This is a genomic window from Dehalobacter sp. CP, assembly GCF_047652685.1.
Lineage (GTDB): Bacteria > Bacillota > Desulfitobacteriia > Desulfitobacteriales > Syntrophobotulaceae > Dehalobacter.
Genome location: NZ_CP157399.1, coordinates 1,061,758 through 1,077,022, shown reverse-complemented (window position 1 = coordinate 1,077,022; position 15,265 = coordinate 1,061,758). Strand labels below are relative to the sequence as shown.

15 protein-coding genes are annotated in these 15,265 nt (G+C 46.2%); 1 reads left to right on the top strand and 14 read right to left on the bottom strand.

Features of this window, described 5'->3' with window-relative positions; all coding sequences use genetic code 11:
* Nucleotides 1–254 precede the first annotated feature (254 nt).
* On the top strand, nucleotides 255–770 hold the full coding sequence (locus tag AAH944_RS05430) for a hypothetical protein (protein WP_415537112.1): 516 nt from the start codon (nucleotides 255–257) through the stop codon (nucleotides 768–770).
* Between the two features lie 8 nt (nucleotides 771–778).
* On the opposite strand, the gene AAH944_RS05425 is transcribed toward AAH944_RS05430, so the two are convergent.
* From AAH944_RS05425 to AAH944_RS05360, 14 genes are all read right to left on the bottom strand, one after another.
* Nucleotides 779–1,033, bottom strand: a complete 255-nt coding sequence (locus AAH944_RS05425; RefSeq protein ID WP_015042395.1) for a hypothetical protein — start codon at nucleotides 1,031–1,033, stop codon at nucleotides 779–781.
* A gap of 63 nt (nucleotides 1,034–1,096) precedes the next feature.
* A complete protein-coding gene (locus tag AAH944_RS05420; RefSeq protein ID WP_415537110.1) occupies nucleotides 1,097–2,266 on the bottom strand; it encodes an aminotransferase class I/II-fold pyridoxal phosphate-dependent enzyme in 1,170 nt (389 codons plus the stop codon).
* A complete protein-coding gene (locus AAH944_RS05415) occupies nucleotides 2,263–3,105 on the bottom strand; it encodes a PHP domain-containing protein (RefSeq protein ID WP_415537108.1) in 843 nt (280 codons plus the stop codon). The genes AAH944_RS05420 and AAH944_RS05415 overlap by 4 nt, the downstream gene beginning before the upstream one ends.
* A gap of 23 nt (nucleotides 3,106–3,128) precedes the next feature.
* Nucleotides 3,129–4,082, bottom strand: coding sequence for a dipeptidase (locus AAH944_RS05410; RefSeq protein WP_415537106.1), 954 nt, complete (start codon nucleotides 4,080–4,082; stop codon nucleotides 3,129–3,131).
* 190 nt (nucleotides 4,083–4,272) lie between these two features.
* The gene (locus AAH944_RS05405) at nucleotides 4,273–4,533 is read right to left on the bottom strand and encodes a stage V sporulation protein S (protein ID WP_015042391.1); all 261 of its coding nucleotides are present in this window, start codon (nucleotides 4,531–4,533) and stop codon (nucleotides 4,273–4,275) included.
* A 152-nt stretch (nucleotides 4,534–4,685) separates the two neighbouring features.
* A complete protein-coding gene (locus AAH944_RS05400; RefSeq protein WP_415537104.1) occupies nucleotides 4,686–5,456 on the bottom strand; it encodes a TIGR00282 family metallophosphoesterase in 771 nt (256 codons plus the stop codon).
* 33 nt (nucleotides 5,457–5,489) lie between these two features.
* Nucleotides 5,490–6,047, bottom strand: a complete 558-nt coding sequence (locus AAH944_RS05395) for a hypothetical protein (RefSeq protein ID WP_415537102.1) — start codon at nucleotides 6,045–6,047, stop codon at nucleotides 5,490–5,492.
* A 263-nt stretch (nucleotides 6,048–6,310) separates the two neighbouring features.
* Complete coding sequence (gene rny / locus AAH944_RS05390) at nucleotides 6,311–7,879, bottom strand: ribonuclease Y (RefSeq protein ID WP_415537789.1); 1,569 nt, start codon at nucleotides 7,877–7,879, stop codon at nucleotides 6,311–6,313.
* Between the two features lie 249 nt (nucleotides 7,880–8,128).
* Nucleotides 8,129–8,659, bottom strand: coding sequence for a regulatory protein RecX (locus tag AAH944_RS05385; RefSeq protein ID WP_415537100.1), 531 nt, complete (start codon nucleotides 8,657–8,659; stop codon nucleotides 8,129–8,131).
* Nucleotides 8,649–9,689: a recombinase RecA gene (gene recA / locus AAH944_RS05380; protein ID WP_415537098.1), complete on the bottom strand. Its 1,041-nt coding sequence runs from the start codon at nucleotides 9,687–9,689 to the stop codon at nucleotides 8,649–8,651. Before recA ends, AAH944_RS05385 begins: the two co-directional genes overlap by 11 nt.
* 132 nt (nucleotides 9,690–9,821) lie before the next feature.
* Nucleotides 9,822–11,066, bottom strand: coding sequence for a competence/damage-inducible protein A (locus AAH944_RS05375; RefSeq protein WP_415537096.1), 1,245 nt, complete (start codon nucleotides 11,064–11,066; stop codon nucleotides 9,822–9,824).
* A gap of 69 nt (nucleotides 11,067–11,135) precedes the next feature.
* Nucleotides 11,136–11,699, bottom strand: a complete 564-nt coding sequence (gene pgsA / locus AAH944_RS05370) for a CDP-diacylglycerol--glycerol-3-phosphate 3-phosphatidyltransferase (protein WP_015042384.1) — start codon at nucleotides 11,697–11,699, stop codon at nucleotides 11,136–11,138.
* Nucleotides 11,696–13,021, bottom strand: coding sequence for a 30S ribosomal protein S12 methylthiotransferase RimO (gene rimO, locus AAH944_RS05365; RefSeq protein WP_415537094.1), 1,326 nt, complete (start codon nucleotides 13,019–13,021; stop codon nucleotides 11,696–11,698). Before rimO ends, pgsA begins: the two co-directional genes overlap by 4 nt.
* Before the next feature lie 80 nt (nucleotides 13,022–13,101).
* A complete protein-coding gene (locus AAH944_RS05360) occupies nucleotides 13,102–15,252 on the bottom strand; it encodes a YgiQ family radical SAM protein (RefSeq protein ID WP_415537092.1) in 2,151 nt (716 codons plus the stop codon).
* Between the last annotated feature and the right edge of the window lie 13 nt (nucleotides 15,253–15,265).

Below are 15,265 nucleotides of genomic sequence, written 5' to 3'. Positions count from 1 at the left end.
CCTTAAAACTGTAATATAATGGGGAGCAGATTTCTTTTAAGACAAGGCGGAGGATTGAGGCATACCGAGCGTATGGTGATTGACGACAACGCAGTATTAACAGAAATCTGCCGCCAGGATATATAGATTTAAGGTTGACATGGTACTAAGATGATCCATGATTATGCCTAAGCTTATTAAGGCACTAGAAATTATAAATCGTAAGGGTATAATAGAATAAGAATGAGATTAAAGTCAAAATAAAAAGGAACTGAATGATGTTCTATCGGATCAAACAATTACGCAATGCGCTGCACCCGGTTGTAAATGAGAATGAATACTCCTGGCTAAATACCGTACTGTCGGAGCGGGAAAGACAGCTGTTTCTGAAGCAGACCCTTACAGAGCAGAGGCATGCACTCGATGTCGCTCAGGATATTCAGGAACAGAGCAGTCTTATAAAAAATGGTTATGGAAAAGAAGTTTACCATAACTTATTAAGTGGTGCGCTTCTCCATGACTGCGGAAAATCAGTGATCCATCTGCTTCTGTGGCAGAGGATATTTATTGTTGTCTTTGATTATTTACCGGAACGGATCAAAAACATCATCCGCCAAAGCAAATCAGTTTTCGGCAAGACGCTGGTGATTTACACACAGCATCCTGCCTGGGGGAAACGGCTGGCTGCCCGGGCAGGACTCTCTTCTGAAATCCAGCGCTTAATCCAAAACCACCATACCCCGCAAAATTCTATGGAAGAAATCCTTCACTCGGCCGACAACCGGCACTAGTTTCCAAGTTATTCTTTCAAATAATCCTTAAATTCATATAATTCAAAATCCTGCGAATAAACCGATTTATGCTGGTTTATTTTTTTATATTTCTGAAGATGTCTGCTTTTTTGATCAAGCTTTTGCGTAAGAATCTTATTTTCCTTTTCAATCTGCTCAAGCAGGTCCATGAGGACTCTCCTACTTAAACGCAGATTATCAAGCTGTTTTTCTAGTTCCATAATTCTATGAGTCAACAGGACGGTTTCCTCATTCGTACTCAAACTTTCATCTCCCGGAACAGAATTATATTCTTATACAGCTATTCTATACGCTTCAGATTGTTTTTAATCCTTCCCGGCTAAAAAAGTTCCAACCCGCTGAACCGCTTCCTGAAGCTTCGTCTCATCCTGAACCAGGCCAACCCTGACATATCCCTCGCCATACCGGCCAAAGGCAATGCCCGGCACGACAAGAACGCCAGCCTCGCTGGCCAGTTCAAACGCAAAGGATAATGAATCCTGCTTCGTGGGCACCGGCGCCCAGACGAACATGGATCCTTTGGGCCTGTTCATCTTCCAGCCGGCTCTGGCACATCCGTCTACCCAGATATCCCTTCTGTTTTTATAAGTCTGCTGATTGGCGAGGATGGTCTGATCACCGCCGCTTAAGACAGCAGCTCCGGCCTTCAATACAGGCTGAAAACTCCCATAGTCAATATTGGATTTGATGGTTTCCAGTGCTCTGATGACTTCTTTATTGCCTACCACAAAGCCAAGTCTCACTCCGGCCATATTATACGACTTGGAAAGGGAATGAAACTCTACCCCTACGTCCTTTGCTCCTTTGGCCTGCAGAAAGCTTGACGGCCTGTAGCCGTCAAAAGCCAGTTCCGTATACGCAGCATCATGACAAACCACAATTCCATGTTTGGAGGCAAACCTAACGACTTCATTAAAGAAAGTCTCCGGTGCAACTGCAGCGGTTGGATTATTAGGATAGTTAAGAACCATCAGTTTGGCCCGGTCAGCAATCTGGGGGGTAATTCGATTAAGGTCCGGCAGAAAATCGTTCGTTTCCAATAACGGCAGTACAACCTTTTCACCTTCGACCAGCGCCAATCCGTCTGAATAAATCGGATAACCAGGCTCAGGGATGAAAGCAGCGTCGCCTTTATCAATAAACGCCCAGAAAATATGCGTTAGACCGTCCTGGGAGCCCATGACCGGAAGCACTTCCGTCGCAGGATCAATATCGACGTTAAATCTTCTTTTATACCATAATGAGCAAGCTTCCCGGAACTCCGGAATTCCTCTGGTCAGTGTATAACCATACGCCCTTTCATCAAGGCTCTGCTCACTGATTATTTTTCTGATCTCCAGGGACGGAGGTAAATCTGGGCTCCCTACACTTAGATCAATGAGCGTTTTGCCTTCACGTTTAAGCGTTTCTTTCAACGACGCCAATTGTGAAAAAATGGATGTTTGCAGACTTCCCATTCTTACTGCAAGCTTCATGTCTTCTTCCTCCTCAGCTGCTCAATTTGTTGAATGGTCTCCATCCCAACTCCCCAAGAGCCTAATTTTATGCCGGGCTTAATCGCATGACCATGAAAATCAGATCCGCCTGTAATCAGAAGGCTCTTTCTTTCTGCCAGTGCTTTAAAGTAATTTCGTTCCTCCGCACCGTGGTCGGGATGATAGACTTCAATCCCCTGCAGCCCGGAGTCGACCCAGGCGGCAATCTCGGGTTCTGTACATTGGCTGCCCGGATGCGCAAGCACGGCTACGCCTCCGGCTTCTCTTATAATTGTAATAGCTTCGACAGGATCAAGCTTATACCTGGGAACATAAGCTGGCCTTCCTATCTTTAAAAATCTCTCAAAAGCGTCTTTCAGATTGGCGGCATACCCGTGCCTGATCATGGCCTGAGCCACATGGGGTCGGCCGACAGAATCCCCTCTGACAAACTGACTTACTTCCTCAAATGTCAGGGTGATTCCAAGCTGTTCCAGCTTCTGAAGGATCTTTCGTATTCTTTGCACTCTTTTTTCCCGCAGTTCCTGCAACCTGGTATGAAGAACCCCATTGCCCTCCTGTAACGCATACCCGAGGATATGGACTTCCTTGCCCGCCCAGTCGGTGTTGATCTCTATGCCTTTAACCAGACAGAGCCCCGTCTCAGCTACAGCCTGTTCTGCCTCCGCCCAGCCATTAATGGTATCATGGTCCGTGATGGCCAAAGCTTTCAATCCGACCTCTGCCGCAGACTTAACGACTTCTTCCGGTGTAAGGACCCCGTCTGAAGCAGTCGTATGACAATGCAGGTCGGCCTCAAATCTTGTCTGGTATTTCATAATATGTTTACCTCTAAGAATTTTCACATTAAGACATCGCTTAAAAACCTGACATAATTCCCATAACATATTTTGGCTATTTCGTTCTGATTAAAACCGCACTGAGACAATTTTTCCACTAGATACGGGAATGTCCCGACATTTTCCAGACCTTTCGGCGTCGTCTCAATTCCGTCAAAATCCGATCCGAAACCAACGGTATCGACTCCCGCTACTTCTGCGATGTGGCAAATGTGCCGGACAACGTCATCCATAGTTGCTTTTCCGGTCTCACTCAGGAAATCTTCACAGAAATTGACCCCGACCAGACCTTTCTTGTCTCCTAGCGCACACAGCTGATGGTCAGTCAGGTTCCGGCGATGGCCACATAACGCTTTGGCACAGGAATGGGAAGCGATGACCGGACGTTCAGAATGCCGCAGCACATCCCAAAAACCGGCCTCATTCAGGTGGGAAACGTCGATCACCATCCCAAGCTGGTTCATTCTTTTGATTACCTGAAAGCCAAAACTAGATAAACCGCCGCTTCCTTCGCTTTCCCCCACGCCGTTGCCGATCGCATTCCTTTCATTCCAGGTAAGGCCAATGCTTCTAACTCCGAGCCTGAAAATCAGATCGAGCATAAAAACGTTTTCTCCAAGAATTTCTCCGCCCTCGATATTGATAAGCAGGCCCAGCTTATTGGTCCGGCCTAATTGGGCTGCGTCTTCTTGGGTTCTTACTAAAAATACATCACTAGAATTATTATCAATAAACCTAAGTGCGGCTTCGAGTAATTCCAGCCCTCTCCAGGCCGCCTGAAACGGTTTGTATTCACTTTCAATATAGGCAGCCAAAAACTGCAGACCGAGATTGGCCTGTTTTGCCCTGGTCAAATCCCAGTGCCCAAATTTTGCTGTTTCTTTCAAATTTCTTTTTCCGGCAGCGAAATCTCCAATGCTGTCACAATGACCGTCAGCAATCCATATGTTTTTCATGGTCAAATTTTGCTCCTTTATTTATATTCTAAAGGATAATCGGGCAGAAGGCTAATTATTTGGAAAGCTTGACTGATGCCAATCCTTTGGCGACTTCCTTTGTTGCACTTAGATAAATCAGAAAGTACGAATATTTTCTGATATATTAAAAAAACCCGCCCCCAAGCAGGCAGGTTTAGAATCATTGGGTTTATCTGGGTTCGACAATCAGTTTGATCGCAGTCCTCTCTTCTCCTTCAATTAGGATATCGGTGAAAGCCGGAATACAAACCAGGTCAAGACCACTCGGAGCAACGAAACCTCTGGCAATAGCAACTGCTTTTACTGCCTGGTTTAATGCGCCTGCGCCAATTGCCTGCAATTCAGCTCCGCCTTTTTCCCTGAGTACGCCTGCTAATGCTCCAGCTACTGAATTAGGACTTGATTTTGCTGAGACTTTTAACACATCCATTATCTAATACCTCCCAATCGATCCTTTTTACATGTATTTCCACTTTGATGCTATATACTATTCGCGTAATAGTAAAAAAATCCTCTTTTTAGAAATGTCTGATTTGGTATTTTCTGTGTAAAAAATCCTGCACCTTATTTGGCGCAGGATGTCTATTTTTGGATAGGAATAATACGCTGTGTTTTGCCGGTTTTTTCATCTATTTGAAGCACCACAGCATTCAGCTGGTTCACCCCGTTGGCCACTTCAAATCTCGCCGGCATCTGCGTCAGAAAATTATTGATAATGATCTCTTTTTTGACTCCCAAGACCGAATCTCGCGGGCCAGTCATTCCAACGTCTGTAATATATGCCGTTCCCTGGTCCAGTACCCTGGCATCCGCAGTCTGGATATGGGTATGTGTACCAAGAACTGCACTTACTTTGCCGTTAAGAAACCAGCCAAGCGCAACTTTTTCCGAGGTTGCCTCGGCATGAAAATCGACAATGATCACCGGGGTCTCCACAGCCATCATATTGATGATCTGACTGACCATCGTGAAAGGATTTTCCAGCGGCGGCAGAAAGATTCTTCCTGATAGATTGATAATTCCCGTCTTTATTCCGTTACGAATAACAAAACCATAGCCTTTTCCCGGTGCCCCTTTCGGGTAATTGGCAGGCCGGATCAGCTTGGTTTCATCATCGATAAACTTTATAATTTCCTTTTGGTCCCAGACATGGTTGCCCATCGTCAAAAAGTGGATTCCGTAATCATATAGCTCATAGGCGACTTCTTTGGTAAGTCCCCGCCCGCCTGAGGCATTTTCAGCATTGGCAATCACCAGATCAAGTTTATGCTCTTTCTGGAGTTCGGGAAGAAAAGCAGCCACCGCTTCTCTTCCCGGTCTGCCGACGATATCACCGATAAAAAGAATCTGCATAAGGTACTCCTTTACTTGCACTAACCCCTTCGTTCAACCATTGAAAACAAGTACTCTGCCGTCTTCCCGTACAGCTGTAATGTTTTTTTCTGTTCCGTTAGAACGTACAGCTGCCATCATATGAATAATGATTTCTTCCTGCAGTATGACCTCTTCTTCAGGCAGGCTGCATTCATCAGCAATCAGTTTAGCGCCAAGCTCGCTTTTCATGATTTCTACTATGAGGTTGATTTCGGTGTGGGTAATACTGCTTAAATCTCTGCTGATCACAATCAGGTCCAGTTCCTGTTCAAATTTTTCAATACTTAAAAGCTGAATTTTCCGACCTTCAATCTGATGAAACAATTCCAAGGCCTGCCGAAGTTTATTCTGAAGCGCTTCAAAGCCGCACTCCTTGACGACCAGGAATTTAAGTATCATGGTCTGCTGCTCCTGATTGCAGCTGATCGTTACAACTTCCGGATAGCACAGCAAAATAGAAACAAGTAATCCCGTACTGTAATTCAGATAATTTGATTCAGCAGTTATGACTTCTGAAGCGGCCATCTTGATAATCCTTTCCTGAACGTGAAATAATAGAGCTTTCTCCAAAACATATAGTAATTCTTCAAGGAGACGCAAAGTCCTTCCCAGAGTGCCCTAGCAATTATAACCTATTTTGTCCCAACATACCAATATAAAGTAAACCTGCTGCACTTAGATGGCTCAGAAAATACTAGAAAATACATATAATTCTATGATACACAAACAAAGCAGGCCTAACACCTGCTTTGCTCGTTATACGCATTTCAATATCTAAACATCGTACGCTTAATCTGTAAGGTATCTTTGTGTTAATGTCGTTTCATCGCAGATTACTTCGCGTAATCCACTGCGCGGGTCTCCCGCATTACGACAACCTTGATCTGTCCGGGGTATTCCAGTTCTTCTTCAATTCTCTTTGCAATATCATGCGCGAACCTTGGTGCAAGTGCATCATCAATCTTCTCCGGATTCACAATAATGCGAATCTCTCTGCCGGCCTGAATCGCGTAGGATTTTTCAACGCCTTCAAATGTCTCGGCAATTTCCTCAAGCTTCTGAAGCCTTTTAATGTAGGATTCCAAAGTTTCGCGTCTGGCACCAGGTCTGGCAGCCGATACCGCATCTGCAGCGGCAACAAGTACTGCGACAATTGTCTTGGGTTCAGTGTCGCCGTGATGGGCCTCAATCGCGTGAATGATATCCCATGATTCCTTGTACTTTTTGCAGAGATCAACGCCAATCTCGACATGCGTGCCTTCGGTATCATGGTCAACGGCTTTGCCGATGTCATGCAAAAGTCCGGCGCGTTTTGCGGTCTGGACATCAACACCAAGTTCGGAAGCCATTAACCCGGCCAGATGCGATACCTCGATAGAGTGTCTCAAAACATTTTGTCCGTAACTGGTTCTGAAACGCAGCCGGCCAAGCAGTCTAATCAGTTCTGGATGTATACCATGAACCCCGGTTTCGAAGGTGGCCTGTTCCCCTTCTTCCCTGATTTTCTGGTCAACTTCCTTCTGCGCCTTTTCAACCATTTCTTCAATTCTGGCCGGATGAATACGTCCGTCCAAAATCAGTTTTTCCAGAGCGACTCTGGCAACTTCTCTTCTGATCGGATCAAATCCTGACAGAATAACGGCCTCAGGCGTATCGTCAATAATCAAATCAATGCCCGTTAAAGTCTCAAGAGCTCTGATATTCCGGCCCTCTCGGCCAATGATACGGCCTTTCATTTCATCGTTCGGCAGGGCAACCACTGAAACTGTGCTTTCAACGACATGGTCTGCCGCACAACGATGTATAGCCAAAGAAATAATATCTTTAGCGCGTTTTTCAGCTTCTTCTTTTGTCCGGGTCTCATATTCCTTAATCATGATTGCCGATTCGTAACGTACTTCTTCCTCGACACTTTTTAGCAGCAATTGTTTGGCTTCTTCAGGAGTCAGACCGGAAAGCCTCTCCAGCTCAGCTACCTGTTTAGCCAGGAGTTCATTTAAATCAAGTTTTTGTTTTTCAACTTCTGATTCTCTGCGATGTAAATTTTCTTCCTTACGTTCCAGAGCTTCGGTTTTTCTTTCAAGGGTTTCTTCCTTCTGAAGATTGCGTCTTTCCATACGTTGGATTTCGCTACGTCTTTCTCTGGTCTCTTTTTCAATATCATTGCGAAGCTGCATAACCTCTTCTTTAGCTGCAACGATTTTTTCCCTTTTTTTGGCTTCAGCCTCTGCCTCAGCATTCTTTAAAAGCCTTTTTGCTTCTATTTCAGCAGATCCAATCATTTTTTCCGCAGATGATTTGCGGATAAACCAGCCGATCAGACTGCCAATCGCCAATCCGGCGAGTACAATAACAACTGCAATTAAGCCTGATATTTCCAAAGCTTCACCTCCTTCAATTATAGTATTAAATATTTCGTGAAAATAACAAAAAACTGGTCAGACCAGTTCCGTAAAATCTATAACCCTCGTTCGATTATTTTTCCCTTAAATATAGCTACACCGATACCCGGTGCAGCTGAGATGTTCAGTTTAATATAAGAGAAAACCTTGAAAGGTTAAAAATTTACTAGAAACAGATCCATTTAATATTAGTTTAATGAAATGTGCAAATAATGTCAAGTTGGTGGGATAACAAAGTATACTAAATACTTACAGATTATCGAAAATAATAATCTCTCCAAGTACCTTTTTGACTATATCCAATTGATAGCCCTTCGCTAAGAGCTTGTCCCCGACCTTTTTCCTTAAGTATAACTCTTTTGGGGGGATACTTCTGTTTTGATCGTTTAGGGATTTTTTCTGGTATTTCCTATACTCCTGCTCAAACATTTTGCGGCCAAGCAGCAGGCAGTTTTGAACCTCCTGCTGCTCGGGAAAGTATTCATCCATGACGCGAGAGATCATCCGATCGTCCAGACCGGCTTTTTGCAGTTCAATACATATTCTGGTCCGGGAAAACCTTGTTTCCTTACTTTTAATATAAGACAAGGCATATTGCCGGTCATCAATATATTTCCATTCTTCTAGCTTTCGGAGAGCTTCAGCACTTTCCTCTGCAGAATAGCCTTTAGCCTCCAGCTTACCGGCAAGCTGGCTGGCAGACAGCTGCCTGCGGCTTAAGAAATTCAGCGCAGCACCTATCACACTTTTCTTCGGTGAGTCCTGATTTCTATTCATCATTCATGCTGTCGTCCTGAGCGCCCTTGGTCTTGTCTTTCGAGATCAGAACCAGATCGCGCACTTTTCTCTCAATCTCTGCAGCAATATCGGGATGCTGACGCAGAAAATCCTTGACATTCTCTCTTCCCTGTCCAAGCCTTTCGCCATTGTAGGAATACCAGGCACCCGATTTCATAAGAATACCTGTTTCCGATCCCATATCGACAATACTGCCTTCCCTGGATATCCCTTCGCCATAAACCAAGTCAAAATCAGCAAAGTTAAACGGCGGTGCAACCTTGTTTTTGACGACCTTTACGCGGGTCCGATTGCCGATGATTTCCTGCCCCTGCTTGATGACATCCTGCTTTTTGACTTCCAGCCGGACTGAAGCATAAAATTTCAGTGCCCGTCCTCCGGTCGTCGTCTCCGGGTTGCCGAACATCACGCCGACTTTCTCCCTGATCTGATTAATAAAGATGACACAAGTATGGCTTTTACTGATGCACCCGGTAAGCTTGCGCAACGCCTGGGACATCAGACGGGCATGCAGCCCCATATGGGAATCGCCCATCTCCCCTTCGATTTCAGCCCGTGGCACGAGTGCCGCCACCGAGTCAATAACGACAACATCAACCGCGCCGCTGCGAACAAGGGCTTCACAGATTTCCAGCGCCTGCTCGCCGGTGTCGGGCTGGGAGACCAGCAGATCGTCGACATTCACACCCAGCGCACGGGCATATACCGGGTCAAGGGCATGCTCCGCATCAATAAAAGCTGCAACGCCACCTGTTTTCTGTGCCTCAGCAATAATATGCAGCGTTACGGTGGTTTTTCCCGAAGACTCCGGTCCATATACCTCTATTACCCGGCCTCTGGGAACTCCGCCAACGCCTAAAGCCAAATCCAGGGCCAATGAACCTGTTGAAATCGTCTCAACAGCCATTCTGTCCGAAGCTTCGCCGAGTTTCATAATCGCTCCCTTGCCAAACTGCTTTTCAATTTGGCTCAGCGCAATATCCAATGCTTTCAGTTTATCTGGAGTAGCCATCTTTTCGTGCCTCCTCATGATTATACAAAACATATGTTCGGTTTCTATTATACTTTTTCTGACTGTCTATTGTCAATCCGTTAAAAGTAAAATTTTTACATAGCGGTTGGTCTTGTCTCGTTTGGCAAGCATTTACTGCTTGCATTTCCTAAGTAAATACAGCCGCAGCATATTCAAAGCAGTTTCTACGATCATATTTCTGACGGATTCCCTGCTCCCGACAAACTGGTTTTTAGTGATCTCGATACCTTCCGGATGAGCCAGGGCGATATAGACCAGACCGACGGGTTTGTCCGCGGTTCCGCCTCCCGGCCCCGCGACTCCGGTCGTCGCAATCCCAAGATCTGCGCCGAGGGCCTTCCTCGTCCCTTCGGCCATTTCCCCGGCTACAAGTTCACTGACCGCGCCTTCCTGCAGCAGACTGCTGCTTTTCACCCCGAGCAAAGTTTCTTTGGCTGAATTCGCATAACTCACAACGCCGCCAAGATAATACGCCGAGCTTCCGGCTTCGGCGGTGATTTTTCCGCCCAGAAGACCGCCGGTACAGGATTCAGCTGTTGCCAGCGTCAGGGTGTTTTTCAGAAGCAGTTTTCCAACAATACCGGTCTGGGTATCCGTACCGGTTCCGAATACCCTGTCCCCAAGCCTGCTGCGGATCTCTGCTTCCGTCTGATCCAGGAGCCGGACAGCCTGACTGACATCCCCGCTTCGGACCGTAAGCCTGACATCCATGTAGGTATGCCTGTCCAGCAAAGTGAGAGACGGAGATCTACGCTGCATCAGAACGGCTAGCTCCCGTTCCAGTTCCGGTTCCCCGAGTCCAAATATTTTTAGAATACGCACCTGCATCCTTCCGGAATCCCGAAGGATGGTCTGCTCCAGTTTGGGCAGCAAATATTTTTGGAACATAACCTCCATTTCGGAAGGAGGTCCGGGAAGGACCGCGCAAAACTGGTCATTTTTGCAGATAAGTGCCCCCCGTGCAGTTCCTTTATCGTTCGGCAGCAGGATCGAACCTTCCGGAAAATAAGCCTGTTTTTCCGTACTTGGTGGCATCGGGTCATTGATATAAAACTGCGTTAGGGACTGCATGCTTTCCGGATCATAGCTCATTTTCAGGCCTAAGACTTCAGCGGCAATTTCTTTGGATAGGTCATCTGCCGTCGGTCCAAGCCCTCCGCTGACAAGCACAAGCCCAGAACGCTGCAGCGCATTCTTTAGTGTCTCGGTCAGCCGTTCTTTGTTGTCCCCTACCGTCGTATGGTAGAGGACTTCTATCCCGAGATCCGAAAGCTGTCCTGTGAGATAATGGGCACTCGTATTCAGCGTTTTTCCGAGCAGTAATTCTGTTCCCGTGGAAATAATTTCGGCCTTCATTATTTTTCACACTCCCTCAGTCATTATCTCACCGCGGGCAGATTTATATCCCAGTGCCTTGAAGTCGTTTTATTTAGAATGCACAAACAGCTGTTTTGATTTCATGATATAATCCACGCCGGAGATGATGGTTATGATCAGCGCAAGATAGATCATAGGCTGGGCAATATGTATGTTAAGGGTTGATAATGGCCAATCTCTCAGAATCAACAGTGCTATGGCAATGATCTGAGTGACCGTCTTCAGTTTTCCAAGCTTGCTGGCACTGATCACTACGCCTTCGGCGGCAGCAATCGCTCTTAACCCTGTGACCGCAAACTCTCGGGCCAAGATAATCCAGACAATCCAGGCCGAAACGAGATTTAACTCGACCAGGGCAATCAACGCGGCCGAAACCAGAAGCTTGTCAGCAAGCGGATCCAGAAATTTACCGAGATTGGTCACTTGCTTCAGCTTGCGTGCAAAATAACCGTCTAAACCGTCTGTCGCAGACGCCAGGATAAATATCCCCGCGGCTACAAAGTCCTGATAAGGAAAATAAGCAGTGCCGTCAGGCATTTTTACCAATAAAAAGGCCATAAACAAAGGTATCATGGCGATTCGAATCAGAGTCAGCGTGTTAGGCAGATTCACTCGAGCTCCTCCCCTCCCATATCATAGCTGTCCGCTTCTGTAATTCTGGTCTGTATGATTTCACCAGCCAAATGTTTCTTCTGAACCTTGAGGTAAATCTGACCGTCAATCTCCGGGGCATCCCCTTCGCTCCGTCCGACCCATTCATCAGGGGCAGTCTGTTCTTCGAGAATGACCCGAATGATTTGCCCGACCCTTTGCTGCTGGATCTGATCCGCGATTTCCGTTTGGGCTGCCATGACAGCATTTTTGCGAGCTTCCCGAACCTCAGGCGGCACCTGGTTCGCCATGTTCCCAGCAGGAGTATTTTCCTCCTGGGAATAAGCAAAAACCCCAATGCGGTCTAATTTCATTTTATTGACAAATGACAATAAATGCTGAAACTGTTCTTCGGTTTCCCCAGGGAACCCGGTAATGAACGTCGAACGGATAAAAATACCCGGTACAGCCTCGCGGAGCTTTCCGATCAGCGTTTCTGCTTCTTCGGCTGTATTTCTGCGGTTCATTTTCGAAAGTATGGCGTTATCGGCATGCTGAAGAGGCAAATCGATATAATTGCATATCTTGGGTTCCGTCGCAATCAGGTCAATCAGTTCATCAGATACTGCCTCAGGGTAACAATACATCAGCCGAATCCATTGTATGCCGTCTATTTCCACTAGTTCCCGCAGAAGACCCGGCAGCCGGTAATCGTGATACAGATCAATGCCGTAACGGGTTGTATCCTGGGCTACCAGCGCAATTTCCTTCACACCTTCGCCGACGAGCTTCCTTACTTCTTGTACGATTGACTCCATTGTCCTGCTACGGTAGCTGCCTTTGATCTGCGGAATGACACAATAGCTGCAGCGGTTATCACAGCCTTCGGCTATTTTGACATATGCAAAAAAAGAAGGGCTGAAACGGACCCTCGGCATCTCATTGTCATAAAGATAGTCCTGCTTTTCTTTTTTTCTGTATACTCTCTCGCTGCCGGAGCTTTCCAGGACCTCGCGGATTTTATCCAGATCCCCGTCCCCGAGCACACCATCAAGCTCAGGAAGTTCTTTAAACAGTTCTTCACCATAACGCTGAGCCAGACATCCTACAGCATAGACCTTCTTCTGAGCACCGTTGTTTTTCAAATTGATCATTTCACAAAGGGTGTCAATCGATTCTGCTTTGGCATCTTCAATAAAACCGCAGGTATTTACAACAATCATATCGGCTTCAGACGGTTCGGCTGTTATCTCGAAGCCTTTCGCCAGCATGCCGGTTATTACTTCACTGTCAACCTGGTTCTTCGGACACCCAAGGTTAATCACTGCAACTTTTTTCTTCAATTCTCAACCCTCTGAAATCGTTTTTTATCCCTTTAGTATATATCAGGTTCCGACCTGCTGTCAAAACGAATACTTTCCCTTTACCTTCCCTGATGCCTTCCCGGAGACATCCTTTTGACGTTCCCTGTCGCCTTGCCTGACGCCCCTGTGCGACTTCCTTGGTGCTTTCCTTTTTGATTTTCTTTGAGATTTTTTTTCTTATTCCCCAGGCTTCTTTGTTGTCTTTCTTTTTCCATCTTTTCGTTTTTTACGGTTCCCCGAGATTTTCCACTGTCCTCTGCAGTCTTTTTTTTATGTTCCTTATTTATTCGTGCCTTAGATAAAAGGTCTTTATTTACTTGCTCTTTATTGAGCTTGCCTTTAACAAAATTTTTCTGTTTATTTTGGTTATAACCGGAATCTTGTTCCTTTTTCTGATCGGAATAGGCAGTTTTGCCTTTGGGCCAGATCAGACATTTGGGGCCGAACCCTATCAAATCCGTCCTATCAGCTTCAACAAGGGCAGCGTGGACCAGGGCATATTTTTTAGGTTCTCTGAATTGCAGCAACGCTCTCTGCATTGCTTTTTCCGTTTTGCTTTTTGGAACATAAACCTTCTGCATAGTCAGCGGATCGAGCCCTGTATAAAACATTGCCGTAGACAGCGTTCCCGGAGTCGGATAAAAATCCTGGACCTGTTCCGGCTGATAATGAATGTCCCGCAAGTATTCGGCCAGTTCAACGGCTGCTTCCAGCGTACTCCCTGGGTGGCTGGACATAAAGTAAGGAACAATAAACTGCTTCTTGCCAAGACGCTCGTTCATTTTAAAGAACTTTTCCCTGAACTGTTCAAAGGTTTTTCCGGCCGGTTTACGCATATCGTGCAGGACCTTAGGTGAGATATGCTCCGGAGCTACCTTTAGTTGACCGCTGACATGGTGTTCGAGCAGTTCTTTAAGAAAATGCTCGCTTTTATCCGCCATGATATAGTCATAGCGAATCCCCGAGCGCACAAATACTTTCTTGACTTTGGGCAGTTTTCTGAGTTTCCGTAAAATCCCGAGGTATTCCTGATGGTCGATATGCAGGCTTTTGCATGGCGAGGGATGCAGGCATTGTTTTTCCTTACATGCGCCAGTTTTCAATTGCTTTGAACAGGCTGGCTGACGAAAGTTTGCTGTCGGTCCGCCAACGTCATGAATATATCCTTTAAAGTCTTCCAAATTCGTGATTTCCACAGCTTCGTGCAGGATCGATTCCTCGCTCCTGCTCTGAACGATTCTGCCCTGATGAAAGGTCAGCGAGCAGAAAGCACAGCTTCCAAAACATCCCCGGGAGCTGACAATACTGAATTTAACTTCCTCCAGCGCAGGTATTCCCCCGTCTCTATCATACATTGGATGCGCGTTTTTCAGATAGGAAAGACCATAGACTTTATCCAGCTCCGCCTGAGACAAAGGCATTTCCGGTTTATTCTGCACCAGATATTTTATGCCGTGCTGCTGGACAATGGTTTTTCCTCTGACCGGGTCCTGCTCCTGATATTGGATCTTGAAAGCCTCCGCATACTTTGTTTTGTCTTCTGACGTCTTTTTGAAGGAAGGTATCTCGATATAGCCGTTGCTTACCTCTTCCAGAGAATCCGCCATATAGCAGGTTCCGGGGATATGGCGGATATATTTCACTTCCAAACCGTCATTCAGATACGCGGCAATCTCCACAATCTGCTTTTCCGCCATGCCATAGACCAACAAGTCCGCACTGCTGTCAATCAGAATTGATTTTCTGACGGTATCGCTCCAATAGTCATAATGGGCAAATCTCCGCAAACTGGCTTCTACACCGCCAATGATAATTGGAACGTTTTTATAGGCTTCCCGAATTTTATTACAGTACACAATGGTTGCCCTGTCCGGGCGTAAACCCATTTTGCCGCCGGTTGAATAGGCATCTTTTTCGCGCAATTTTTTATTGACTGAATAATGGTTGACCATAGAATCCATATTGCCCGCCGTCACCAAAAATCCGAGCCGGGGATGCCCAAGTCTCTGAAAGTCTTCAGTCTTTTTCCAATCCGGCTGAGGAATAATTCCAACCTTGTATCCTGCGTCTTCAAGGACCCTGGAAATGATAGCCGGACCAAAGCTGGGATGATCGACATACGCATCCCCGCTGACCAGAACGAAGTCCACCTGGTCCCATCCCCGGCTTTCCATATCTTCTCTGTTCACTGGCAGATAATTTACAGACACTTGATTTTGCTCC

Excerpts from the sequence above, each read along its gene's own strand:
- AAH944_RS05415 (WP_415537108.1), bottom strand. The coding sequence starts at position 3,105 with ATGAAATACCAGACAAGATTTGAGGCCGACCTGCATTGTCATACGACT.
- AAH944_RS05420 (WP_415537110.1), bottom strand. The coding sequence starts at position 2,266 with ATGAAGCTTGCAGTAAGAATGGGAAGTCTGCAAACATCCATTTTTTCA.
- AAH944_RS05410 (WP_415537106.1), bottom strand. The coding sequence starts at position 4,082 with ATGAAAAACATATGGATTGCTGACGGTCATTGTGACAGCATTGGAGAT.
- AAH944_RS05385 (WP_415537100.1), bottom strand. The coding sequence starts at position 8,659 with ATGATGAATAGAAATCAGGACTCACCGAAGAAAAGTGTGATAGGTGCT.
- AAH944_RS05400 (WP_415537104.1), bottom strand. The coding sequence starts at position 5,456 with ATGCAGATTCTTTTTATCGGTGATATCGTCGGCAGACCGGGAAGAGAA.
- recA (WP_415537098.1), bottom strand. The coding sequence starts at position 9,689 with ATGGCTACTCCAGATAAACTGAAAGCATTGGATATTGCGCTGAGCCAA.
- AAH944_RS05375 (WP_415537096.1), bottom strand. The coding sequence starts at position 11,066 with ATGAAGGCCGAAATTATTTCCACGGGAACAGAATTACTGCTCGGAAAA.
- AAH944_RS05405 (WP_015042391.1), bottom strand. The coding sequence starts at position 4,533 with ATGGATGTGTTAAAAGTCTCAGCAAAATCAAGTCCTAATTCAGTAGCT.
- AAH944_RS05430 (WP_415537112.1), top strand. The coding sequence starts at position 255 with ATGATGTTCTATCGGATCAAACAATTACGCAATGCGCTGCACCCGGTT.